Source organism: Streptomyces sp. NBC_00358 (assembly GCF_036099295.1).
Classification (GTDB): Bacteria; Actinomycetota; Actinomycetes; order Streptomycetales; family Streptomycetaceae; genus Streptomyces.
In genome coordinates this window covers 4,472,304-4,495,167 of sequence record NZ_CP107976.1, presented here as the reverse complement: position 1 = coordinate 4,495,167, position 22,864 = coordinate 4,472,304, and the positions used below count along the sequence as shown (strand labels likewise).

26 protein-coding genes and 1 tRNA gene are annotated in these 22,864 nt (G+C 69.6%); 20 read left to right on the top strand and 7 right to left on the bottom strand.

What is annotated here, in order from left to right; translation table 11 throughout:
- Window positions 1–53: 53 nt before the first annotated feature.
- Entirely contained in the window at window positions 54–431 is a 378-nt protein-coding gene (locus tag OHT01_RS18935) for a GntR family transcriptional regulator (RefSeq protein ID WP_328554317.1), read from the bottom strand.
- 363 nt (window positions 432–794) lie between these two features.
- Between OHT01_RS18935 and OHT01_RS18930 the strand changes: the two genes are divergently transcribed.
- The 16 genes from OHT01_RS18930 to OHT01_RS18855 all read left to right on the top strand — a co-directional run bounded on the left by OHT01_RS18930 (window position 795) and on the right by OHT01_RS18855 (window position 13,023).
- On the top strand, window positions 795–956 hold the full coding sequence (locus OHT01_RS18930) for a hypothetical protein (RefSeq protein WP_328554316.1): 162 nt from the start codon (window positions 795–797) through the stop codon (window positions 954–956).
- A gap of 90 nt (window positions 957–1,046) precedes the next feature.
- The gene (locus OHT01_RS18925; protein WP_328554315.1) at window positions 1,047–1,313 is read left to right on the top strand and encodes a DUF6284 family protein; all 267 of its coding nucleotides are present in this window, start codon (window positions 1,047–1,049) and stop codon (window positions 1,311–1,313) included.
- Window positions 1,310–1,648, top strand: coding sequence for a hypothetical protein (locus tag OHT01_RS18920; RefSeq protein ID WP_328554314.1), 339 nt, complete (start codon window positions 1,310–1,312; stop codon window positions 1,646–1,648). Before OHT01_RS18925 ends, OHT01_RS18920 begins: the two co-directional genes overlap by 4 nt.
- Window positions 1,648–2,505: a protein spdB gene (locus OHT01_RS18915; protein ID WP_328554313.1), complete on the top strand. Its 858-nt coding sequence runs from the start codon at window positions 1,648–1,650 to the stop codon at window positions 2,503–2,505. Before OHT01_RS18920 ends, OHT01_RS18915 begins: the two co-directional genes overlap by 1 nt.
- The gene (locus OHT01_RS18910; protein ID WP_328554312.1) at window positions 2,502–3,149 is read left to right on the top strand and encodes a GGDEF domain-containing protein; all 648 of its coding nucleotides are present in this window, start codon (window positions 2,502–2,504) and stop codon (window positions 3,147–3,149) included. Before OHT01_RS18915 ends, OHT01_RS18910 begins: the two co-directional genes overlap by 4 nt.
- Window positions 3,149–3,529, top strand: a complete 381-nt coding sequence (locus OHT01_RS18905) for an RRQRL motif-containing zinc-binding protein (RefSeq protein ID WP_328554311.1) — start codon at window positions 3,149–3,151, stop codon at window positions 3,527–3,529. The genes OHT01_RS18910 and OHT01_RS18905 overlap by 1 nt, the downstream gene beginning before the upstream one ends.
- Before the next feature lie 91 nt (window positions 3,530–3,620).
- Window positions 3,621–5,867 carry a cell division protein FtsK gene (locus OHT01_RS18900; protein ID WP_328554310.1) on the top strand — a complete coding sequence of 749 codons (2,247 nt, stop codon included), beginning with the start codon at window positions 3,621–3,623 and terminating at the stop codon, window positions 5,865–5,867.
- A gap of 141 nt (window positions 5,868–6,008) precedes the next feature.
- Complete coding sequence (locus OHT01_RS18895; protein WP_328554309.1) at window positions 6,009–6,263, top strand: hypothetical protein; 255 nt, start codon at window positions 6,009–6,011, stop codon at window positions 6,261–6,263.
- A 16-nt stretch (window positions 6,264–6,279) separates the two neighbouring features.
- Window positions 6,280–6,474, top strand: coding sequence for a hypothetical protein (locus OHT01_RS18890; RefSeq protein WP_328554308.1), 195 nt, complete (start codon window positions 6,280–6,282; stop codon window positions 6,472–6,474).
- Window positions 6,475–6,486: 12 nt separating this feature from the next.
- The gene (locus tag OHT01_RS18885; RefSeq protein WP_328554307.1) at window positions 6,487–6,960 is read left to right on the top strand and encodes a hypothetical protein; all 474 of its coding nucleotides are present in this window, start codon (window positions 6,487–6,489) and stop codon (window positions 6,958–6,960) included.
- 19 nt (window positions 6,961–6,979) lie between these two features.
- Window positions 6,980–7,468 carry a hypothetical protein gene (locus tag OHT01_RS18880; RefSeq protein WP_328554306.1) on the top strand — a complete coding sequence of 163 codons (489 nt, stop codon included), beginning with the start codon at window positions 6,980–6,982 and terminating at the stop codon, window positions 7,466–7,468.
- Between the two features lie 88 nt (window positions 7,469–7,556).
- Entirely contained in the window at window positions 7,557–8,771 is a 1,215-nt protein-coding gene (locus tag OHT01_RS18875) for a DNA cytosine methyltransferase (protein WP_328554305.1), read from the top strand.
- Complete coding sequence (locus tag OHT01_RS18870; RefSeq protein WP_328554304.1) at window positions 8,768–9,601, top strand: bifunctional DNA primase/polymerase; 834 nt, start codon at window positions 8,768–8,770, stop codon at window positions 9,599–9,601. The genes OHT01_RS18875 and OHT01_RS18870 overlap by 4 nt, the downstream gene beginning before the upstream one ends.
- Window positions 9,602–9,603: 2 nt before the next feature.
- Entirely contained in the window at window positions 9,604–11,079 is a 1,476-nt protein-coding gene (locus OHT01_RS18865; RefSeq protein WP_328554303.1) for an ATP-binding protein, read from the top strand.
- A gap of 465 nt (window positions 11,080–11,544) precedes the next feature.
- Entirely contained in the window at window positions 11,545–11,766 is a 222-nt protein-coding gene (locus OHT01_RS18860; protein WP_328554302.1) for a helix-turn-helix domain-containing protein, read from the top strand.
- Window positions 11,767–11,841: 75 nt separating this feature from the next.
- A complete protein-coding gene (locus tag OHT01_RS18855; RefSeq protein WP_328554301.1) occupies window positions 11,842–13,023 on the top strand; it encodes a site-specific integrase in 1,182 nt (393 codons plus the stop codon).
- A gap of 83 nt (window positions 13,024–13,106) precedes the next feature.
- On the opposite strand, the gene OHT01_RS18850 is transcribed toward OHT01_RS18855, so the two are convergent.
- From OHT01_RS18850 to OHT01_RS18840, 3 genes are all read right to left on the bottom strand, one after another.
- Window positions 13,107–13,180: transfer RNA gene (locus OHT01_RS18850), tRNA-Pro, on the bottom strand.
- A gap of 28 nt (window positions 13,181–13,208) precedes the next feature.
- Window positions 13,209–14,009: a Pr6Pr family membrane protein gene (locus tag OHT01_RS18845; protein ID WP_328554300.1), complete on the bottom strand. Its 801-nt coding sequence runs from the start codon at window positions 14,007–14,009 to the stop codon at window positions 13,209–13,211.
- A gap of 187 nt (window positions 14,010–14,196) precedes the next feature.
- Window positions 14,197–15,123, bottom strand: a complete 927-nt coding sequence (locus tag OHT01_RS18840; RefSeq protein ID WP_328554299.1) for a metallophosphoesterase — start codon at window positions 15,121–15,123, stop codon at window positions 14,197–14,199.
- A gap of 251 nt (window positions 15,124–15,374) precedes the next feature.
- Between OHT01_RS18840 and OHT01_RS18835 the strand changes: the two genes are divergently transcribed.
- Window positions 15,375–15,839, top strand: coding sequence for a GatB/YqeY domain-containing protein (locus OHT01_RS18835; protein WP_328554298.1), 465 nt, complete (start codon window positions 15,375–15,377; stop codon window positions 15,837–15,839).
- Between the two features lie 513 nt (window positions 15,840–16,352).
- Here the strand turns inward: OHT01_RS18835 and OHT01_RS18830 are convergent.
- Complete coding sequence (locus OHT01_RS18830; protein WP_328554297.1) at window positions 16,353–18,626, bottom strand: transglycosylase domain-containing protein; 2,274 nt, start codon at window positions 18,624–18,626, stop codon at window positions 16,353–16,355.
- Between the two features lie 405 nt (window positions 18,627–19,031).
- Here OHT01_RS18830 and wblA point away from each other — a divergent pair, with 405 nt between their 5' ends.
- A complete protein-coding gene (gene wblA / locus OHT01_RS18825) occupies window positions 19,032–19,370 on the top strand; it encodes a transcriptional regulator WblA (protein ID WP_028799159.1) in 339 nt (112 codons plus the stop codon).
- A 184-nt stretch (window positions 19,371–19,554) separates the two neighbouring features.
- Here the strand turns inward: wblA and OHT01_RS18820 are convergent, their stop codons facing one another.
- On the bottom strand, window positions 19,555–20,925 hold the full coding sequence (locus tag OHT01_RS18820; RefSeq protein WP_328554296.1) for an ArsA family ATPase: 1,371 nt from the start codon (window positions 20,923–20,925) through the stop codon (window positions 19,555–19,557).
- Window positions 20,922–21,899 carry an ArsA family ATPase gene (locus tag OHT01_RS18815; RefSeq protein ID WP_328554295.1) on the bottom strand — a complete coding sequence of 326 codons (978 nt, stop codon included), beginning with the start codon at window positions 21,897–21,899 and terminating at the stop codon, window positions 20,922–20,924. The genes OHT01_RS18820 and OHT01_RS18815 overlap by 4 nt, the downstream gene beginning before the upstream one ends.
- A 126-nt stretch (window positions 21,900–22,025) precedes the next feature.
- Here OHT01_RS18815 and OHT01_RS18810 point away from each other — a divergent pair, with 126 nt between their 5' ends.
- Window positions 22,026–22,187 carry a DUF4177 domain-containing protein gene (locus OHT01_RS18810; protein WP_261704751.1) on the top strand — a complete coding sequence of 54 codons (162 nt, stop codon included), beginning with the start codon at window positions 22,026–22,028 and terminating at the stop codon, window positions 22,185–22,187.
- Window positions 22,184–22,654, top strand: coding sequence for a RidA family protein (locus OHT01_RS18805; protein WP_261704750.1), 471 nt, complete (start codon window positions 22,184–22,186; stop codon window positions 22,652–22,654). The genes OHT01_RS18810 and OHT01_RS18805 overlap by 4 nt, the downstream gene beginning before the upstream one ends.
- The last annotated feature ends 210 nt before the right edge of the window (window positions 22,655–22,864 follow it).

Here is a 22,864-nt window from a genome sequence, read left to right as displayed (position 1 = left end):
CCCCTGGCTGTCACTTACCTCTCAACTCCCGTTCCCCGCATGCTGGTTGCAGATCACGCACCACCCGGCGCGGAGCGACTTTCGAGCGCTTCGAGCCTGCCGCGAAGTTCCGAGACTTGGGAGGTGAGATGTTCGAGCTGGCGCAGAACTTCGGGGAGGGCGACCGCGTTGGCTTCGCCTGCTTCGGTGGTTTGCTGCGGATCGCGGGCGTAGCTGCCGCGGGACGTGGTCAGGATGAGCCCATCCTCGCGGAGGATCGCAAGGGCTCGCTGCACCGTCATCCCCGAGATTTTGAAGCGCGTGGCCAGGTCTCGTACGGAGCCCACATGGGCTCCCGGCTTGATGTCACCGCGCAGGATCTCTTGCCGCAGGATGTCGGCCGCCTGCTCGGACTCCGGTCTGGGGTCGTCTTTCGAGATTTCAGCGCTCATCACGGCATCGAGCGTACCCACCCCTAGCACGACCTAGCACGAATCTACGCAGCCCTCTTGCGTCATGGTACGTGCTAGTACATGCTGTTACGTATTAGCCCGGTGAATCCGTAACGGGTTCGGCGGCTGCTTTTTAGGTGCTTGACCTGCAAGAAAGGGCCCCTCTTGGGGCCATGAGCCTCCGTCTAGCGGGGGCGAGGGACCCGGGGCCCTTGGCATCCCGGAGGGCTTAGACCGAAAGGTCACGTCTCCATACGCCTGCAACGGGAGCCCGTGTTCCCGAAGGAGACAGAGCATCACTTCACCTCACGTCGTCATCACCTTCCGATGCGGTGACCTATCCGCGACACGTCAGGAGTCCGCATGTCCGACAAGAAGTCGCAGCAGTCGTCCGACCTGACCACCCCGGAGAACGTCCAGAAGGGCCAGCAGGTCTACGCCCGCATCGTGGCCGGCAAGTGCAAGGACGTCGCGGCGGAGCTGAAGGCCACCTATGGCCACACCGGCGACCGCAAGAGCAACTGACACCCACCCCACGAAACGGCGCGCGGCTCCGGTGCTGGAACACCGGAGCCGCTTTCGGGCCGTACCACCTGCAAGGGAGACCACGACCCAATGAACGAGATTACTGTTCAGGACGCCGTCACGGCGTTCGCCGACTGGATGGAACCGACGGACGCGGAGCTGTCCGCGATCGAAGCCGAGATGCCGCTGATCCTGGCGGACGTCGACCTGGTCGACGCGCAGATCACGGCCATGGACCACGCCCTGAACGACGTCGACGTCCGCCGGGTGCGCCGGGCGCTGGCTCGGGTGCTCGCGGAGCGGGCCAAGCTGACCAACCGCACGGCTGGCACGTCCCTGGCGGGGGGTGCGGCATGAGCACGATCCTCACGCTGGACGCCCTGGCGGCGCCGCTGCGGGCGCTGCGGCTGCTGGCGGTCGACTTCCCCGACCTGCCGGCCCCGGTGGTTCACGTGACCGCCATTTATCCGGATCAGGTGGCCCTGTCACTGCACGACGACGGATTCGCCGCGTTCGAGGCGTGGCGGGCGGCGCTCGGTATCGCCCCGGACGCGGTCGACTTCCACGTGCAGTGCAACAGCCGTACCGGCGTGCTGAACGCGCACACGAGGTACGGCGGTGCGGACATCGAGCTGACCGGCTACACGCAGGTTCCCGACGGCGCGCGGCTGTCCGGTGCGGGGGTGGCGTGATGGCCCGCCCGACCGCTTTACCCGCCGTCGCGGTGACGGCGGTGTCCCTGGTTCTCACCCTGGCCGTGGTCGTGATGTGGCTGGGTTCGGCGATGCCGTGGCCGGTCGCGCTGGTGGTCGGTCTGGGCATCGACGGGGGCTGGCTGGCCACCCTCGCCTACGAACGGCGCCTCGCCGCGCAGGGCGACCATTCCGACGCCGTGACCGGGGTCGGCTGGTCGTTCGGTCTGCTCGCCACCGGTGTCCTGATCGCCCACGCGCTGACCGCCGAGGCGGACACGGGCGCGTGGCTGGCGGTGGCGTGGCTGCCGCTCGCGGCGAAGGCACTGTGGCTGGTGCACGGGTTGTGGGAGCGGACCGCCCTCACCCCGGCTGCGCTGACCGCCATCACCGGTATCCAGCAGGAAGCACGCGACGAGGCGGCCGTGGCGCGTGCCCGGCTGCGGGCGGAAGCCACGACGGAGGAGACCCGGCTGACGGCCGTGACGCAGGCCGGCGCGCGCGTCGCCCGCGTCCAGGCCACCACCGCCAAACGACTGTCCGATGCATGGTCGACGCTGGAAGCGGCCCGGTCCGGCGAGGACACGGGCAGGGCACTGACCAGCGTGACGACCCGCGTCACGCCCGACGTCACACCCCGCTGGGAACTCCCCATCTGGGGACCGACCGAGCCGCTGACCGCCCTGGAATCCGGGCCCGCGCTCACCGACGCCGAACTTGACGCGGTCGTTGAAGAGATCCGCACCAGCCGCGTTCCCGCACTCTCCTACCGCGAGATGGCGACCCGCTTCCGCGCGGCCGGCCACTCCGCATCCGAGGTCCGCCTCCGGGCTGCATGGAAGCGGGTGGCGGCATGAACATCCTCGCCGCACTCTTACCGGCCCTGCCGCCCGTCCTCGGCTGGGCGGTCCACGCCCGGTGGCTGCACGGCCGGCTCACCACGGCCCGCCACGACCCGCTCACCGGACTGTGGACACGGGACGCATTCACCCGCCGGGCCCGCCGACTGCTGAGCGACCCGCGCGCGGTCGTGGTGCTGGCCGACGTCGACAAGTTCAAGCACATCAACGACACCTACGGGCACCTGGTCGGGGACGCGCTGTTGAAGGCGACCGCCGACCGTCTTGCCCACCACGTCGGTGCGTCCGGGGTCGCCGGACGGCTCGGGGGCGATGAGTTCGCCGCCGTGCTCATCGACGACCACGGCACCCCCGGGGACCTGCTCGCCGTGCTGCACCGTGTGCTCGCCCGGCCGGTCGACGGCCAGGATCGGAGCGTCCGCACCACGGTCTCGCTCGGCTGGGTGCGCGCCGCGGACTTCCCCGCCGATGACCTGTCCGGACTGCTGAGGCGGGCGGATGAGGCCATGTACGCGGCCAAGCAGGGCCGTGCCGGAACCCGACGTGCGGGACTGGGCCGACTGTTCGCCACCGTCGCCGGACGCCGCGCCGGCCGAACCGGCACCCGCACGGACGCCCCGATCGTCGGAATGGCGGCCTGATGTCTGGGTCGTTCGGCAAGTGCTACGACCCGACCGGCGCCCAGTTCGGCATCCCCACCTACCCGTGGCGCTACGCCCCTGACGGGCTCGCCACACGCCGCCAACTGCGTGCCCGCGGGCTGCGTCCGGGTGGTCAGTCGATAGCGGCGCAGCTCATGCGCCCGCGCCACCGGCGCGGTCCGCTGGTCGCCTACCTCTACCGCGTCGACTGCGCCAAGCCGGTCCGTCCGATGACGCCGGGCAAGCGCGCTGCGCTCGCCAACGCGATGCGGGCGCGCCGTACCTGCCCGGCCTGCGCCCTGGACGCCGGATACGTCATCCCGGCCTCACTCGGGGTGTGCGTGCCGTGCGCCTACCCCGAGGAACAGCGCGCTGCCTGAACTTCCCTGCACCACGATCCGGCGGGGTCCGTCCGCCCACCTCCTACAGCGACGGCCGGACCCCGCCTTTCCTCCCTTGGAAGGACTTTCAGTGAAGCACCCCGACGACGAGAACGAACTCTTCAACCGACTCGAAGCCGACCTGGCCGCCGACTCCGGGGGAGAGGTGGTCGACCTCGACAAGGCTCGATCCGCCCGGTCGGAGTCGCCCGACTCCGACCCGACCGAGTCGGTCGACGACACGGTGTATGTGACCGACTCGCAGGGCAGGGGAGACCTCGACCCGTTCCGCGCCGCATCGGGCGATCCGACCGCTCGCATCACGGTCGACCAAGCCGTGAAGGCGACCGGTCCGGGCTATCTCGGTCGGCTGCAAGGCGCCCGCCGACGGTCGGTCGTACCGGTCTGGCTCAAGTCCCTCGCGGAGCTGAAGACCGCGAGTGGATGGGTGGCCCGCCACTACGCCCACTCACTCGGCTATCACGCGCTCCGCTCCCCGGTCTACGCCGGCCGTCTCGCCTTCCAGGCGCCGACGGGCGCGGCCCGGTTCGTCGGGGGAGCGATGCGGTGGGTGGCCGACCGTGAGGGCGAGCCGGTCCGGCTCGCCGCGGTCCGGCGTGAGGACGCCGCGGAGTACCTGAAGCTGTCGCGGCAGCGCGACGGACGGGTCCGACTGCGGACCCTGGTCGCGGTGCTGGCCATGTTCGTCGGGCTCGGCTCCGCGCTCGCCCTCTACGTCCTCGCCCCCGACTGGCTTCAGGCCGTCTCGGTCGGCGCGGTCGTGATGGCGCTCGGGGGCGCCGGCCGCCGTGCCGATGCTCCGGTCGTCCACAGGGCTGTGGAACTTCCGAACGCACCCAAGCTCACCAGCGACATCGTGCTGCGGGCGCTCGGCGCGCTCGGTATCCCGGCGATCAATCAGGCGCAGGGCAAGGGCCGGGACGGGTTCGCGTTCACCGCGCCGATCACCCGCGACGGGCCCGGCTGGCGAGCCGAGGGCGACCTGCCGTACGGCGTGACGGTCACCGACGTGATGGACCGCCGCGAACGCCTCGCCTCCGGGCTGCGCCGTCCGCTGGGCTGCGTGTGGCCCGAGGCGGTGCCCGATGAGCACACCGGGCGTCTGGTGTTGTGGGTGGGCGATCAGGACATGTCCAAGACCGTGGCGCCCGCGTGGCCGCTGGCCAAGACGGGCTCAGTGGACCTGTTCAAGCCCGCTGCGTTCGCCACCGACCAGCGCGGACGCTGGGTCGAGGTCACCCTCATGTACATCGCCGGAGTCATCGGCGCGATCCCGCGCATGGGCAAGACCTTCCTGCTGCGCCTGCTCCTGCTACTCGCCGCACTGGACCCGCGCGCCGAAGTGCACAGCTACGACATGAAGGGCACCGGCGACCTCGACCCGGTCGGCGACGCAGTGTCCTACCGCCACCGGGCCGGAGAGGACGAGGAGGACTTCGAGTACGCGCTGGCCGACATGCGCGAGGTCCGCGGCGAGCTGCGCCGGCGCGCGAAGGTGATCCGCTCCCTTCCCCGGGACATCTGCCCGGAGTCCAAGGTCACCTCCGAGCTGGCGGACAAACCGTCGCTCGGTCTGCACCCGATCGTGATCGGGGTGGACGAGTGCCAGAAGTGGTTCGAACACCCCAAGTACGGGGCGGAGTTCGAGGAGATCTGCACCGACCTGGTCAAGCGCGGCCCCGCCACCGGGATCGTGCTGCTGCTCGCCACCCAGCGCCCGGACGCCAAGTCGCTGCCGACCGGGATCAGCGCGAACGCGTCGGCCCGCTGGTGCCTGAAGGTGATGGGCCAGCTGGAGAACGACATGGTGCTCGGCACGTCCTCGTACAAGCGCGGGGTGCGGGCCACGATGTTCGCCTGGGCCGACAAAGGCATCTGCTACTTCGTCGGTGAGGGCTCGGACGCCCGCATCGTGCGCTCCGTGAACGTCAACTCGGTGCTCGCCGAGACCATAGCCCTGCGCGCCCGCGCACTGCGCGAGAAGGCGGGCACGCTCGCCGGACACGCCCTCGGACAGGAACCGCCGGTCAGTGAGTCGGCGGGATACGACCTGCTCGCCGACATCCTCGCCGTCGTCCCCGCCGAGGAGACCAAGGTGTGGTCCGAGACCGTCGTCGCCCGGCTCGCCGAGCTGCGGCCGGACGTCTACGACGGATGGGACCCCGAAGGACTCGCCGCGGCGCTGAAGCCGCACGGCGTGTCCACGATCCAGGTGGGGCGCCGGGTGGACGGCAAGGTCGTCAACCGGCGCGGCATCGACCGCTCCCACATCACCACCGCGATTGCGGAGCGTGATGGAAAGCGGGATGCGGGCTGAGAGTCCGGGGCCGCTAGCGCTAGCGGCACACCCCGCTAACGTTAGCGGCCCCGCTAGCGCCCCAAACCTGCTGTGATCAGGTCGCTAGCGGATAGCGGCCCACCTGCGGAAACCCTCGAAAACCGCCTGGAAGGGCCCGCCATGCCCCCTGCCCTGCTCGCTATCACCCTCCTGTTCGGCGTCACGTTCTGTTACGTCGCTGTGTGCGCCGGCTCGCCGTTCGGCAACTGCCGCAAGTGCCGCGGCATGGGCCACGCGCTGAAGACCGACCGCAAGGGACGCCTCAAGCGCGGCAAGGACTGCCGCCGCTGCAAGGCCACCGGCAAACGCATCCGCGCCGGCCGCTGGCTCTACAACCGCTGGGCCCGCATCTACCGCGCCGGCACCGCCGACTGACCCCGGAAGGCACCCGATGATCCTCAACATCTCCGCCGTGCTGCTGTTCGGCGCCGCATCCGCCCTCGCCGTCAAGACCCGCTCCGCCGGCGGCGGCTCCGCCCTGGTCCTGTTCCTGTTCGGCTTCTTCGTCGCCGGGACCGGCGCCTACGAGCCCATCCACAACCTCGTGCAGGCATCCGCCGACGCCCTGTCCGCCCTCGGCAACTGAAGGAGACCCGCCGTGAACGAACACGCCCCCGCCCTGCGGCCGGACCTCCCGGCCGCCCCGGCGTACGACCCGGCATCCCTGACCCTCTACACGCCCGCCCCGGCCGCCGGGGAACTGGCCGCCGAACGCGGACCTGTGGTGTGGGTGCCCGACGCCTACGGGCGCATGGTCCCCATGGCCAAGCACCTTGCCCCCGCCCCGATGATCCGCCCCGAACCGCGCGACCTGACCCCGCTCCCGCTTCTGGACCCGGTCGCACAGCGGTTCTTGGGTGCCGGGCTCGGGGGCGGCGCCCTCGCGGCCGGCGTCGGTTACGGCGTGGGCGAGGTCGTCAACGCCGCCGCCGGACTCGGCACCGGCACCGTCATGTGGATCGCGCTCGCGCTCCTCGCCTGGCGCACCCCGATCCGCTCCATCAGCGGCGGGCGCGGCAGCACGGTCAACATCCGCAAGGCCGTCATCAAGCGCAACCACTTCCACGGCTGAACCCCCGGAGAGGACACCCGTGTTCGAGATCCGAGTCATCTGCGCCCCGCAGGACACCGAGCGTGTCGTCGCCGCACTCGACGGCACGTTCACGACCGGCACCGTGACCGTCTACCCCACCCGTGACGGCCAGCGGAACCGCCTCTACATCAGGGCCGACCACCTGCCCACCGCAGACGCGCAGACAGACACAGCGCACTGGCCCACACCGGAAACCGCGTACGACACCGCCCCCAGCATGGTCCGCGAGATCGGATGGACCGCACGCACAGCCCGCGAAGTGGTGTCCGGCACCTTCCCGGAGCGCGAGTTCTGGCTCCGCAAGGCCGCCCTGCTCGACCGCATCGCCCTGCACGACAACAGCGACGGCGACGACATCCCCACCGCCGCCGCGGACCTCGCCGTACAAGCCGCCCGCGAACTCATGGACCTGGACGACGTACCGGTGATCTGCGACCCGCGCGCTTACGTCCGCCGGCAGTACGCCCTCTGGGCCAAGAACCAGTAGCTACGCCAAGGGCGGCCCCCGCATCTCGCCAAAGAACGGGGCCGCCCTTGTCAGCCAGTACCCACCTAAGGAACTGGAGACATCCAGCATGACGCAACCCACCGACATCCGACGAGCCCCCGGCTCGCCACCGACGATCGTCGCCCTGTGCGCCGGCTACGGCGGACTCGAAACGGCGATCCGTGCCGGGATCGGCGGCGAGGTCGCCGCGTTCGCCGAGAACGACCCGCACGCCGCGGCCGTGTTCGCCGCACACCACCCCGGAGTGCCGAACCTCGGGGACATCACCGCCGTCGACTGGCTCCAGGTCCGCGACCTGTACGCCCCAGACGTCGTCGGCGCTGGCTTCCCCTGCCGCAACATCTCCAACGCTGGACGAAGGGACGGAATCAATGGCCAGTGGTCTCGGGTCTGGAAAAACGTCGCTCAGGCTGTGGGCGTCCTTCGACCGCGTCTCGTCTTCCTGGAAAACGTGGCGGCGCTCCGCTCTCGGGGGCTGGACGTCGTCGCCGCGGACCTGGCCGCGCTCGGGTATGACGCGCGGTGGACATGTCTACGAGCTGGTGACCGAGAAGTCGGCGCCCCGCACCCGCGGGACCGCTGGTTCGCAGTTGCTCATCCCGCTGATGCCGACCCCGACCACGGCCGACGGTACAGGTGGGCCCGGCACCTCCCCCAACCGCAAGGGCGGGATGAACCTGCGGACCGCCGTGACGACGCTGCCCGCCCCGCAGGAAAAGTGAGCCTGCTCCCGACGCCGGCCGCCCGGGACTGGAAGTCGGGCGCCTCCAACCTGCTCGGGAGGAACGCGCGCCCGCTGAACGAGACCGTCGTCAACCTTCTGCCGACCCCCCGTGCCGCCGCTGACCGCACGAGTCGTCGAGCGGCAACGGCACAGCGCTCCGCGCCGTCGCTGGAGCAGGCCGTCGAGATCGCCGACGGTCGTCTCCCGCGCGAGCTGCGCGCCTGGCACGAGGCCCCCCGTTCCTGGCAGCCCGACCACCTCGACCAGGAATGGGGCAAATACGAGACGGCCGTTCGTCGATGGGAACTGATCCTGGGACGCCCGGCGCCCCTGCCCACCGAACCCGGCACCCGCGGAAACCGCCGTCTGTCCCCCCGGTTCGTCGAGTGGATGATGGGCCTGCCCGCTGGCTGGGTCACCGACGTGCCCGGCATCCCCCGCCGGGAACAACTGCGCATTCTCGGCAACGGCGTCGTCCCCCGACAAGCCCACCACGCCTACGGCCTGCTGCTCGACGCCCGCGCCACCGCGCGGCTCGAACGGGAGGCCGCCGCATGAGCAGCCAACTGCGGATCGCCCTCGGCCTGGCCGAGGCTGGCGTGCCGGCGTTGCCGCTGAGGGCGGGGAAGGTGCCGTTCGGGAACTGCCCGGCCTGCGCCAAGAACGCGTGCGGTGGCCGGCCGAACATGAAGGCCCCCGGCCCCTGCACCTGCCCGCACCCGTGCCACGGCTGGGCCGCCGCCACCACCGACCCCGGCGTCATCAACTCGACGACGTGGGCCCGAGCGTGGCGCGACGCCGCCGGGGTGGCCTATCACCCCGGCGGTGCCGGCCTCACCGTCGTCGACCTCGACAACGCGGAAGCCATCGCGTGGGCCCGTGCGACCCTGCCCGCCACCCGGATCGTGCCGACGACCCGTGGCGAGCACTGGCTCTACCGGGGCGCCATGCAGTCCGCCAACGCCGTACGGCCCGGCGTGGACATCAAGTCGTCCATGCAGTACGCCCGGTGGCTCGGGCCTGGCACCGGAACCATCACGGCCTTGCCGTACGTCGTGCGCGCGCTGACCGTGAAGGAGCCCTCCACGATCCGGCCGGCGGCCGTCACGGTGCCCTCGCCGACCGGGGGCGGGGAGTGCCCTCACCGCACGCCCACCTATCTGGATCGTGGCATCGCCATGGCGGAGCAGCGCATCACCGGAGCCCGTGAGGCGGTGCACGCCACTGTCTACCGGACGTTCCTCGCGGTGCTGTCCAAGCACGGCCGGTGCGGCTGCCTCACCGACGCGCACACCGCGCGGCTGTTCACCGCCGCGCAGGCCAAGGGCGAAACGCCCCGGCACTGCACCGACGCATGGACCAACGCCCTGACCAGGTTGGGACTGTGACCATGTCCGACGACGAGAAGACCCCCGGCCGAGAGGTCATCGCCGACTACGCGCACGAGTACTTCCGGTACTTCCGCACCGCCGACGGGACCGTGTACGCGCAGAAGAACGGCCACCCCGTGGCCCGTCCGATCCGATCGCAGGGTACGACGGGCAGCCACCGGCAGGAACTCATGGTCGGCCTGTTCAAGGACGGGGTCGGCGTGTTCAACGGGACCGCGCTCAAGGAGGCGTTGGACTTGATCGAAGCACTCGCGCTGACCGAGGACGTGCAGCCCGTGAACATCCGCGTCGCCCCGGGGTTCGACGGGGCGACGTGGCTGGACCTGGGCCGCAACGACGGGCAGTCCGTCCGCATCCACCCCACCGGCTGGGACATCCTCACCCCCGACCCGCGCGAAGTCTGCTGGCGGCGGACCCAGCTCACCGGCGAACTGCCCCTGCCGACCAAGGACACCGACGGCAAGGGCATCGACCTGCTGATGCGGCTGTGCAACTTCGCCAACGCGGAGACCGAATGCCTGGCCATCGCCTGGCTCATCGGCTGCCTCGGCCCGTCCGTGCCGGTCCCCGCGCCGTTCCTCACCGGACCGCAGGGCGCGGGCAAGTCCACCGGCGGACGGATGCTCGTGCGGATCATCGAGGGCATGAGCGGGGACCTGCGCCGGGCCCCGAAGGACGAGGAGAACCTGATCGCGGCGGTCGCGGCTGGCTGGGTCACCGCGCTGGACAACCTCTCCCACATGACGCCGGACCTGTCCGACGCCATGTGCTGCATCGTCACCGGGGCCGAGAGCGTCAAGCGCGCCCTGTTCACCGACGGGGACGTGTTCCGCGTCGGCTACCGCCGGCCACTCCTCCTCACCGGAATCGACGTCGGCGTCATCCGGCCCGACCTCGCCGAACGGCTCCTGCCCCTGCGGTTGGAACGGCCCCGGGTGCGGCGCACCGAGGCCGAACTGTGGACGGACTACGCGGAGGTGCTGCCCGTCGTGCTCGGCTCGCTCCTTGATCTCACGGTCAAGGTCCGTGCAGTGGAGGCGGAGACCCCCACCGATCTGCGGATGGCGGACTTCGCGCACCTGTGCGCGCAGCTCGACGCGGCGACCGGCCTCGGGGCGCTGGCCGCCTATCGGGCCAGTCTGGACGACCTGAACGACGACGTGATCGAGGGTGACCTCCTCGCACAGACCGTCCTCAGGCACGCCGAGACCATCGAGCCGGGCGCGGCGCAGCGGATGACCTCAACTGAGTGGCTGCACTGCCTCAGTTGCCTCTACAGCGGCGAGGAACTGCGTGCTCTGCCCAAGGGGTGGCCAACCACAGGAAAGGTGCTCTCCGACCGGCTGAAGCGCCTCCAACCGACGCTCGCCGCTCGCGGTGTCCTCATCGACACGGGCCGCACCAGCGAGGGCCGCTACCTCGAAATGACCCGCACGACCACAGCGCCCCCACACGAGCAAGCACGGGCGTTCTGACCCGCAGTGCGCGCGCTCGCGCGGACAAGCAAGAAGAGCACCACCGGCGGCGAGGGGGCGTGCTCTTCTTGCTGTTCGGCGGAACGCCACCCGAGGGTCGCGCCGCGTAGCGGCTCCTTCTTTGCGCGTGAAGCGGTACCGCACCACAACAGACACCACCCCTCTTTTGTCCTAAGAGGGAAGACGCTGCGTCATCTGCGTCATGCGGGTCGAAAACCGGCGCCTGACCTGCGGCTACGGCCATGACGCAGAGGGCGGGCCCTGCGTCATCCTGCGTCATCTGCGTCATTCGATGACGCAGCCCATGACGCTGCGATGACGCAGCCCCTAGCTCCCGCGTCACGCGAAACTGCAGGTCAGAAGCCTGAATGACGCTGATGACGCAATGACGCAGAAATCCGCACCTCGGACAGGCGCGACCCCCTGAGAAGCACTCAAGACCCCCTGCTTAGGAGGCACTCCGGAATGAGCGTCACGCTCGCCCCTCACATTGAGCGGGTCCTGTACCGGCCGGAAGAAGCAGCGGCCACGCTGGGCATCGGTCGGTCGCTGATCTACGAGGAGATCCGCCTCGGACGACTCCGGACGGTCCGCATCGGCCGTCGCCGACTTGTCCCGCCTGAGTACGTCGCGCAGTACGTCGAACTCCTCAAGCGCGAGGCGGAAGCCGTAGCCCGATCCGCCTGAACAACCTTCTATCCCTACGCACTTCGGCAGGGCCGCGCTTCCCGGAGCGCGGCCCTGCTGTTTGGAGAGCACCACATGACAGAGACCCCGAAGCGTGCCCGCAGAGCTGGCCACGGTGAGGACACGATCTATTGGGACGCCGCGAAGAACCGCTACGTCGGCGCGGTATCCCTGGGGTACGCCCCGAACGGCAAGCGCCGTCGTCCGAAGGTCTACGGCAAGACCAAGACCGAGGTGCGCCAAAAGATTCGTGACTTGAAGAAGGAAGTGCAATCCGGCGTCAAAGCGCCGGCCAACTACACCGTGACTGATTCAGTGAACGACTGGCTTGAGCGCGGACTCAAGGGACGCGACGAGAAGGGCACGATCGGCAAGAACCGCTCGATGGCGAACAAGCACCTCATCCCGCTCATCGGCAAGGCAAAGCTGAAGGACCTCAGCGCGGACGACGTCGACGACTGGCTGGACGACAGGGCTGAGTTCCTCGCGACGCGCAGCCTTCGCGACTTACTCGCCATCCTCCGCCGCTCCATCGAGCACGCGCAGCGCAGGGACAAGGCCGCGCGGAACGTCGCCCTGCTCGTCACCGCACCGGAGGGGCGGCCCGGACGTCCGAGCAAGGCACTGAACTTGAAGCAGGCGGAAGCTGTGCTTGCTGCCGCTCGCCCGTCACGGCTGTACGCCTATCTTGTGCTCTCGCTACTCGGCGGTGTGCGCACGGAAGAGGCGCGGCCCCTCACCTGGGATCACGTCTTCTTGGAGGCAGGGGATGGTGTGCCGCCTCATGTCGCTGTATGGCGGTCGGTGCGTAAGCACGGCGAGACAAAGACCAGGAAGAGTCGCCGGACCATCGCCCTGCCGCAGCAGGTGGTCGACGTGCTCGAAGAGCACAAGCGGTGGCAGATGCAGGAGCGGGCGTCGAAGGGGATGGAGTGGAGTCCGGCTGGCCGCGTATTCACCACCCGGAGCGGTGAGCCGCTGGATGCGGCGAACGTGCGGCGTGACTTCAAAGCCGTAGTGAGGAAGGCAGGACTCGCGCCTGAGTGGACTCCGCGGGAGCTGAGGCACAGCTTCGTCTCGCTGCTCTCGGACCACGGCATCCCGTTGGAGCGGATCGCGCAGCTTGTCGGGCACACCAGTCAGGCGACGACCGAGGCCGTCTATCGCAAACAGCTCCGGCCGGTCATCACCGAGGGCGCGGAAGCGATGGACGAGATCTTTGCCCAGCGGCGCGGGGCGTCCCTTCGCGAGGCTTGATCAGAATCCGTTGGCCCCCTGTTTGGCTCCCCAAGCACGACAGAGGCCCATTCGCGATCACGCGAATGGGCCTCTGACCTGTGTCGGGGTGGCGGGATTTGAACCCACGACCTCTTCGTCCCGAACGAAGCGCGCTGCCAAGCTGCGCTACACCCCGATCGTCGCTGCTCTCGCGGCGACGTCGTTTACTTTAGCCCACCGCTGGCCTGAGACGAAATCCGGTTTTCGGGGCGTCGGACGCGGCGTCGGACCGGGTCGGGGCGCACGTGGTCGATGGTGACGATGAGGAGGGCCAGGGCGTAGAAGGCGACGCCGAGGACGGTGGCGTTGCCGAGGACGCCCGTGTAGCCGTGACGGTCCACGTCGACGAAGGGGTAGAGGTAGCGCGCCGGGTTCCCGGGCGACAGCACCGCGCCTCGGGCGAGGCAGAAGGCCAGGTAGGCGAGGGGGTAGAGAAGCCAGGTCGCCGCGTTGCGGAACGCCAGCGGGGTCGGTCGGGTCAGCAGCAGCCAGTCGAGGACCACGGCGATCGGGGTGACCGTGTGGAGGAGCTGGTTGGCGACCGCGTGCCAGCCGGAGAGCGTGTCGACGCCCCCGGTCATGGAGAACGGGGTCGACTCGTTCGTCAGGATCAGGTGGTAGACGAGACCCGTGATCGAGATGTAGATCAGCGTGCCGCCCGTCAGCACCCCGGGCAGGGGTCGGCGGGCCGACCAGGCCCGGCGGGCCGACGCCACGAAGACCACCGCGACGAGCAGATTGGTCTGGATCGTGAAGTAGCTCAACACCCGGACCGGGTTGCCCAGCTTCATGTCGATGGCCACGCCCGCGGCCGCCGCGAGGGCCACCAGGACGCGGTAGGCAGCCGTGGCCGGGCGGTGTGCGGGAGCCACCACCGCCGTCGCGGGGACGAAGGAGTGGGTCGACGGGATGATGCCCGGTATCGCAGGGAGATCGGGTATGTCCCTGGGTATGGGGGAGATCATGGCCCCACGTTAAGCGGATAGGGCAATTCGGGCGATATGGGTCGGCTGGGCGGGTTACTGGGCACGTTCGCGGTGGTGACGGCCCACGTGGGCGGGACTTCGACGGGCCCGCCCGTGGTGGCGGAGCTCGTAACGGCTCGTCGTCCGCGGCCCAGGGGCGGAGAACCCCTCGGGCCCGGAGACCCCCCTACTTCCGTTCCGTCAGCGTCAGCAGCGTCGCCTCGGGCGGGCAGGCGAAACGGACCGGGGTGTAGCGGTTCGTGCCGCAGCCCGCTGAGACGTACATGTACGACGTCCGGCCCTCCGCCGTGTGCCTGGAGAGACCCTTGACGCGGTCCGTGTCCAGGTCGCAGTTGGTGACGAAGGCGCCGTAGAAGGGGAGGCAGATCTGGCCGCCGTGGGTGTGCCCCGCCAGGATCAGGGGGTAGCCGTCGGCCGTGAAGGCGTCCAGGGTCCGCAGATACGGGGCGTGCACCACACCCATCGAGAAGTCGGCGGACTCGGACGGGCCGCCGGCCACGCGCGCGTAGCGGTCGCGCTTGATGTGCGGGTCGTCGAGGCCGGTCAGTTCGATCTCCGCGCCCTCGATCTTCAGGGTTCCCCGGGTGTTCGTCAGGTTCAGCCAGCCCGCGGTGTCGAAGCCGTCGCGCAGGTCCTTCCACGGGTTGTGGATGGCGCCCACGACCGGCTTGTTGCCGTTCAGTCCGTGACGGCCGTGTGCCTTCTCGAACAAATAGCGCGCGGGGTTGCGGGGTGTGGGGCCGTAGTAGTCGTTCGAGCCGAAGACGTAGGCGCCCGGGAACTCCATCAGGGGACCGAGCGCGTCCAGGACCTCGGGCACGCCCTCCGTGTCCGAGAGGTTGTCCCCGGTGTTGATCACGAAGTCGGGGCGCAGGCCGGCCAGGGAGCGCAGCCAGCGCTGCTTCTTGCGCTGTCCGCTCACCATGTGGATGTCCGAGACGTGCAGGACGCGCAGCGGTCGCATCCCCGGCGGCAGGACCGGGACCGTCACCCGCCGCAGGCGGAAGGAACGGGCCTCGAACCCAGCCGAGTACAGCAGACCGGCGGCCCCCACCGCCGTGATTCCCAGGGGTACTCCGTATCGCGCGCGCATACGTCCATCGTGTCAGACCCCGACAAGCCCTCGCGCCCGGCTGTGGACAAGCCCGGAACCAGGACCGGAACTGCCGGAGGACTCTGGGCGGGGCGGCCTCGTCGAGGGCGGCCTCGTGCGTGGGAGCCGGGCAAGGGAGGACGTCCGGGAGAGTGCCGGGAAGGCCCCGGGAGGGCGGCCCCTGGCTGACCGTCAGGCGCGCTGTGAAATCAACAGGCGTCCGCGACACCGCACCTGCGACACTGGACCGCATGACCACGCTCAAGTCGAAGTTGCAGGAAGACCTCAACGCCGCGATCAAGGGGCGCGACGAGCTCCGCTCCTCGACGATCCGGCTGACCCTCTCCGCGATCACCAACGAGGAGGTCGCGGGCAAGACCAAGCGCGAACTCTCCGACGACGAGGTGCAGAAGGTGATCGCCCGCGAGGCGAAGAAGCGTCGTGAGGCCGCCGAGGCCTTCGCGGCGGGCGGGCGTCCCGAGTCGGCCGAGCGGGAGCGGGCGGAGGGCGTGGTACTCGCCGCGTATCTGCCCAAGCAGCTGTCGGACGAAGAGCTTCAGCAGATCGTCGCGCAGGCCGTCGAGGAGGCGAAGGCGGCGGGTGCCGAGGGGCCGCGTGCCATGGGTCAGGTCATGAAGATCGTGAACCCGAAGGTGGCCGGCCAGGCCGAGGGCGGCCGCGTCGCCGCCGTCGTGAAGCAGTTGCTCGCGGGCTGAGGCACTGCCCCCGGCGGGTCGGCTGTCACCACGGCCGACCCGTTCCGAGGCCGGTTCTCACGGAACCCCGCCGGCCCGGGGTCTCCTGGGTCTCCGGGAGCTCCAGGACCTCCCTGGCCCCGCCACAGGGCGGGCGCGAGCACCGCGCCCGCAGGAAGGGGCCCCGACGGCTGGCCCCGAACGCTGGCCCCGAACGCTGGCCCCGCGGGGAGGCCCCAGAGGGAAGGCTCCGCAGAGAACGTCCGCCGCCGCCACCGGGTGAAGCCCAGTCGGGAATCGGCAGCCAGGGACCGTCCGCCACCGGGCCAACCCGGTCGGGAATCGGCAGCCGGAGATCGCCCGCTGCCGGGCAGCGCCCAGCCAGGGGCGCCCCGCCTCCGGGTGCCGACCTGCCGGGCAACGCCCACCCCGCGACGCCCGTTCAAGCCGAACGCCCCGTGGACCAGGATCGGCTCCTGGTCCACGGGGCGTTGTGGCGTTCAGGCGTCTACGCGCCCGTTCCCGGTGTGCGGGTCAGTTGCGTTGGCCGCCGTTGTCGTTGCCGCTGTTCGTGTTGCCCTGGATCCATCCCTGGGGGAAGGAGAACGAGGGCGTCGGGACGACCACTCCACCGTCGGTCTGGCCGTTGATGGTGTTTCCGTCGGTGGTGTTGCCGTTCCCGTTCCCGCCGTGGCGGCCCTTGTTCCCGTCGTCCTGGCCCTTGCCCTTGTTCTTGTCGGGGTCGGGAATGTTGATCAGGTTGAACGACGGGGCGTCCTTGCCCGCGAGAGCGCCGGTCATCAGGTCCCGCCAGATCGGTCCGGGGACCTGGCCGCCGTACACCTTCGCCTGGTAGACGCCGCCGATCTCGATGTTCACCATGTGGACCCGCTGCGTGGCGCTGCCGACCCAGACGGCCCCGGACAGGTTCGGCGTGTAGCCGACGAACCAGGCGTTCTTGCGCTCGTCCGTGGTACCCGTCTTACCGGCGTTGGCGCGGTCGGTGAGACCGGCCTGCTGGCCCGTACCGGAGTCGATCACGCCGCTCAGCAGGCTGTTGACGGTGTCCGCGGTCTGCTCGGACATGGCCCGCGAACAGGTCGACTTGGGCACGTCCAGGGACTTCTCGTGCCCGCCGACCTGCTGGCTGATCGACTCGATGGCGATCGGGGTGCAGTACATGCCGCGGGAGGCGAAGGCGGCGTAGGCCGTGGCCATGGTGAGCGGCGAGATGCCCTTGGCGCCCAGGGCGATGGAGGGCACCTGGGGGAGCTTGTCGCCGTTGCCCTGGACCACACCGAGCTTGTCGATCTGGTTCATCACCGGGCAGAGGCCGATGTCGGAGATCATCTGCACGAAGTAGGTGTTGACCGACTTGGCCATCGCCTCCTTCAGCTGGTACGGGCCCTTCTCGGAGGCGCTCTCGTTCGGGACCTGCTCGTTGGCCTGGTTCGTCCAGGGCTTGCTGCCGCAGGTCTGTACGGGGCTGGGGTACGGCATCGAGTTCGGCGAGGAGTACTCCTGCGTCGCCGGCCGGCCCTGCTCCAGCGCGGCCGCGGCCACGAACGGCTTGAACGTCGAACCGGTCGGGAAGCCGTAGTTCGAGCCGCCCATGTCGTAGTTCACCGAGTAGTTGTACTCGGTCTCGTTCTTTCCGTAGCCGTACGGCTTGGACTGGCCCATCCCCAGGATCTTCCCGGTGCCGGGCTCGACCAGGGTGGCCGCCGCCGCGACCTTGTCGGACTTGTAGACGTGATCCTTTATCGAAGCCTGGATCGACGCCTGGGACTGCGGGTCGAGCGTCGTCCGGATCGTCAGGCCGCCCTGGTTCCAGATCTTCGCCCGGTCCTCCTTGGTCTTGCCGAAGACCGGGTCGCTCAGGAAGACGTTCTCCACGTACTTGCAGAAGAAGCTGGCGCCCTTGAGCGCCGTGATGCAGCCGTTCTTCGGCTGGCTGACGTGCAGCCCGAGCTTCGTCGCCTTGGCGGCGTCGGCCTGCTCCTGGGAGATGTCGTGCACCTCGGCCATGCGCTGCAGCACGGTGTTGCGGCGCTTGGTGGCCTCCTCCTCGTCGTTGACCGGGTCGTACCGGCTCGGCGACTGGACGATGCCCGCGAGGAGCGCCGACTCCTGGAGGTTCAGGTCCTTGGCGGGCTTGGAGAAGTACCGCTGGGAGGCGGCCTCCACGCCGTACGCCTGCTCCCCGAAGAACGTGATGTTCAGGTAGTTCTCGAGGATCTTCTTCTTGCCCAGCTTCTCTTCCAGCTGGATCGCGTACTTGAGCTCGCGGATCTTGCGGCCGATGGTCTGCTGGGTGGCCTGGGCGACCTTCGTCGGGTCGTCGCCGGCCTCCTCCACGAAGTAGTTCTTCACCAGTTGCTGGGTCAGGGTGGAGGCACCCTGGGCCACGCCGCCGTTCTGCGCGTTCTGGTTGACCGCGCGCAGGATGCCCTTCAGGTCGATCGCGCCGTGCTCGTAGAAGCGCGAGTCCTCGATCGCGACGATCGCCTTCTGCATGTAGGGCGAGATGTTCTTGAGGTCGATGACCGTGCGGTCGCGCGAGTAGACCGTTGCGATCTGACCGCCCTTGCTGTCCAGGATCGTGGTCCGCTGACTCAGCGACGGACTCTTCAGATTGTTCGGAATATCGTCGAACCCCTGGACCGAGCCCTTGGCCGCCAGACCGAGCGCGCCCGCGGCGGGCAGCGCGATTCCGGCCATGACGGCGCCCGCGAGCACGCTGACACCGAGGAACTTGGCGGCCTGCTGCGTAGGGGACAGACCACCGCCCGAGCGCTTCTTTGGCATGAGGGCAGCCTACGTTCTCATTCGCCGGACACGCGTATATGCCTTGGCCTAAGCTGCTCTCAACTGTCACAGCAGTGCGGCCACGTATCAATACGTCCGGCGACCCCGAATCGTTCCGGAGGTTCCGCGTTCCTGTGGAGCACGTGTCCGAATCAGCCTTGTGTGTCACATGGCGTCCGTTGTGACTCAACTGAATTGTCCGGGTTTGCCGGGATGCTCACGCATGTCCTCGGCTCACTCCCCCGGGTGATCTGCCGCTTACGCATAGTCCGTTCGGGCCATTCAAGATTGGGCCCGAAGGGGGTGTTGCGCTGTGCCCGCCTTCCGTAACGTCCTCAACTGGCGGCGGTGAATATGCCGCTGCCGCCGTGGGGGAGCCTCGATTCGGGAGAGGACGGCGCCGGTATGGGCTGGGTAACCGACTGGAGTGCGCAGGCGGCCTGCCGCACTACCGATCCGGATGAACTGTTCGTTCAAGGAGCAGCGCAGAACAGGGCAAAGGCAGTGTGCACCGGATGTCCGGTTCGCACGGAGTGCCTCGCCGACGCGCTCGACAACCGCGTCGAATTCGGCGTGTGGGGTGGCATGACCGAGCGCGAGCGCCGTGCGCTGCTGCGCCGGCGGCCGACCGTCACCTCGTGGCGTCGCCTGCTCGAAACCGCGCGTACGGAGTACGAGCGTGGCGCGGGCCTGCTGCCTCTCGACGAGGAAGAGGTGTACGAGCGCTACGCGGCCGTGGGCTGAGGGAGTTCGCCCCGCCGGGGCACTGGGAAGCCCCGGCCGGGGGCAGGACGTCACCGCCCGTAGGACGCCGCCCGCAGGACGTCGTCCTGGGCCTCTCGGACCGTCCGGGCCCTTCCGGGGCACCGTCCGGTGTCGCGGGGGCCGGCAGGGCCGAGGGCGTCCCCTCAGGGCTTCTGCCGCTTGCTCAGCTTTCGGGCAGCTCCGGCCGGTGGGCCGCGAGCCGGTTCCCGATGTCCCGCAGCCCGGCGAGATCGTGTACGTCACCGGGCAGCGCGGCCACTTCGGCCACCGCCACCTCCGGGTGGCGCGCGGCGAAGCGGTCACGCGTGCGCTGCTCGCGGGAGAGCAGCTGCATGCGTTCGGCGTGGAGTCTCAACAGGCCTGCGGTGAGCTGGTCGATGGATCGCTCGGGGTCCGTGGCGCTGGTGCTGTCCGTGGCGGCCGTCCTGTCCGTGGCGGCGGGGGAGCCTTCGTCAGGAGCTGATGTCTCGGAAGCCGGTGATTCTGAACTGCCGTACGTGTCGGGAGAGTTACGAAGTCCAGCTTTCCCGTCCCCCTGATCCACAATGCGGGCGTCGGCAAGATTTTCCGCAGCGGCGGATTCGGGATTCTCCGCGTCGACGGAATCAAGATCCTCCGCGGCGGCGAGCGCCCGCTCGGCGGACAGCCGGGCGGCCCCGCTGCCGTGCACCCGGTTGAGCACCAGCCCGGCGAAGGGCATGTCCTCAGCGGCCAGCCGCTGCACGAAGTACGCGGCCTCGCGCAGCGCGTCCCGCTCGGGCGCCGCCACCACGAGGAACGCCGTGCCGGGTGCCTGGAGCAGCTTGTACGTGGCGTCGGCCCGCGTACGGAAGCCGCCGAAGGTGGTGTCCATGGCCGCGACGAACGTCTGGACGTCCTTCAGGAGCTGGCCCCCGAGCAGTTTGCCCAGGGTGCCGGTCATCATCGACATCCCGACGCTCAGGAACTTCATGCCGGCCCGGCCGCCCAGCTTCGCCGGTGCCGTCAGCAGCCGGATGAGCCGCCCGTCGAGGAAGGACCCGAGCCGCTTCGGGGCGTCCAGGAAGTCCAGTGCCGAGCGGGACGGCGGGGTGTCGACCACGATCAGGTCCCACTCGTCGCGTGACCGGAGCTGGCCCAGCTTCTCCATCGCCATGTACTCCTGCGTGCCCGCGAAGCCCGCCGAAAGCGACTGGTAGAAGGGGTTGTTGAGGATGGCGGCGGCCCGGTCGCCGTCCGCGTGCGCCTCGACGATCTCGTCGAACGTGCGCTTCATGTCGAGCATCATGGCGTGCAGCTCGCCGCTTCCCTCGACGCCCTTCACCCGGCGGGGGGTGTTGTCGAGGGAGTCGATGCCCATGGACTGCGCCAGCCTGCGCGCGGGGTCGATGGTGAGCACGACGACCTTGCGGCCTCGCTCCGCGGCACGCAGCCCGAGGGCCGCCGCCGTGGTGGTCTTGCCGACGCCGCCCGAGCCGCAGCACACCACGATGCGGGTCTTCGGGTCGTCGAGCAGCGGGTCGAGATCGAGGACGCGGGCGGTGTCCAGACTCATGACATCCCTTGCTTACGCAGCTGTGCGGCCAGTTCGTACAGGCCCGCCAGATCCAGGCCCTCGGAGAGCAGCGGGAGTTCGTGCAGCGGAAGGTCCTGCTCGGCCAGGACACCGCGCTGCTCGGTCTCCAGGGCGTACCGCTCGGCGTACTCCCCGGCCTGCTGGAGGAGTGGCCCCACCAGCCGCTCGGCCAGTCCGCCGCGCCGCGCGCCGCCGAGGCCCGCCGAGGAGAGCGACTTGGCGATCGCCGTACGGGAAGCGGTCTCCGCGAGTGCCAGGTCGGTCTCGTCGAGGAGCGCCGGGCGCACCATGTTCACGACGATCCGGCCCACCGGAAGCTTCGCGGCGCGCAGCTCCGCGATCCCGTCCGCGGTCTCCTGTACGGGCATCTCCTCCAGCAGCGTCACCAAGTGGACCGCCGTCTCCGGGGACTTGAGGACCCGCATGACCGCCTGGGCCTGATTGTGTATCGGGCCGATCTTCGCGAGACCCGCGACCTCGTCGTTGACGTTCAGGAAGCGGGTGATGCGGCCTGTGGGGGGTGCGTCCATCACCACGTAGTCGTACGTGAAGCGGCCGCTCTTCTCCTTGCGCCGCACCGCCTCACAGGCCTTGCCGGTGAGGAGCACGTCGCGCAGTCCGGGCGCGATGGTGGTCGCGAAGTCGATCGCGCCGAGCTTTTTCAGGGCGCGGCCCGCGCCGCCCAGTTTGTAGAACATCTGGAGGTAGTCCAGCAACGCCAGTTCGGGGTCGATGGCGAGGGCGTACACCTCCCCGCCCCCCGGAGCGACGGCGATCTTCCGCTCCTCGTAGGGCAGCGCTTCTGTTTCGAAGAGCTGCGCGATGCCCTGTCTGCCCTCGACCTCGACGAGGAGGGCGCGCTTGCCCTCGGTCGCGAGGGCGAGCGCGAGGGCCGCGGCTACCGTGGTCTTGCCGGTACCGCCCTTGCCGCTGACGACCTGGAGCCTGCTCACGTATTCGAGCCTAACCAGTCCGCCGCCGGAGTAAGCAGGAGGCTGTGGACAAGCTGCGCTTTCGGGCGCCGGGCGGCGGGCGGCTCGGGCGGTGGGGGGTGGTCGGCAGCGGCTACAGTCGGCCACATGACCAAATGGGAATACTCCACTGTGCCGCTGCTCGTCCATGCCACGAAGCAGATTCTGGACACCTGGGGCGAGGACGGCTGGGAGCTGGTCCAGGTCGTGCCCGGACCGAACAACCCCGAGCAGCTGGTGGCCTACCTGAAGCGCGAGAAGTCCGCGTGAGCGGGGCGGTCGAGGCGAAGCTCGCCGAGCTCGGGCTGACCCTTCCGGGTGTCGTTCCGCCGCTGGCCGCGTACCAGCCCGCCGTGCAGTCGGGCGTGTACGTGTACACCGCCGGGCAGCTTCCGATGGTGGACGGGAAGCTTCCGGTCACCGGGAAGGTCGGGGCCGAGGTCACGGCCGAGGAGGCCAAGGAGCTGGCCCGTACGTGCGCGCTGAACGCGCTGGCGGCGGTGAAGTCGGTCGTGGGCGACCTCGACCGCATCGCGCGTGTCGTGAAGGTCGTGGGCTTCGTGGCCTCGGCGTCGGACTTCACCGGGCAGCCCGGTGTGCTGAACGGCGCGAGTGAGCTGCTCGGGGCTGTGCTGGGTGACAAGGGCGTGCACGCGCGGAGTGCGGTCGGTGTCGCTGTTCTGCCGCTGGACGCGCCAGTGGAGGTCGAGATCCAGGTGGAGCTCACGCACGCGTAGCCCTTCGGGGTGTTTGCCGGGTTCGGCTCCGGTCCGGTGGGTGGGCCGGGGTCGTGCCGGTACATCCGCCCGCATCCGAACGGATCCCGGCGGGGTTTCGAGGTGCGGGTACGTTCTGATCCGTCCGGCCTGCGGGCATTTGATGTACCGGCACGGCCCCTTCCGTGCGCTCACGGCTGCGGGTGATTCGTGGTTCCGGGGAATTGCAGC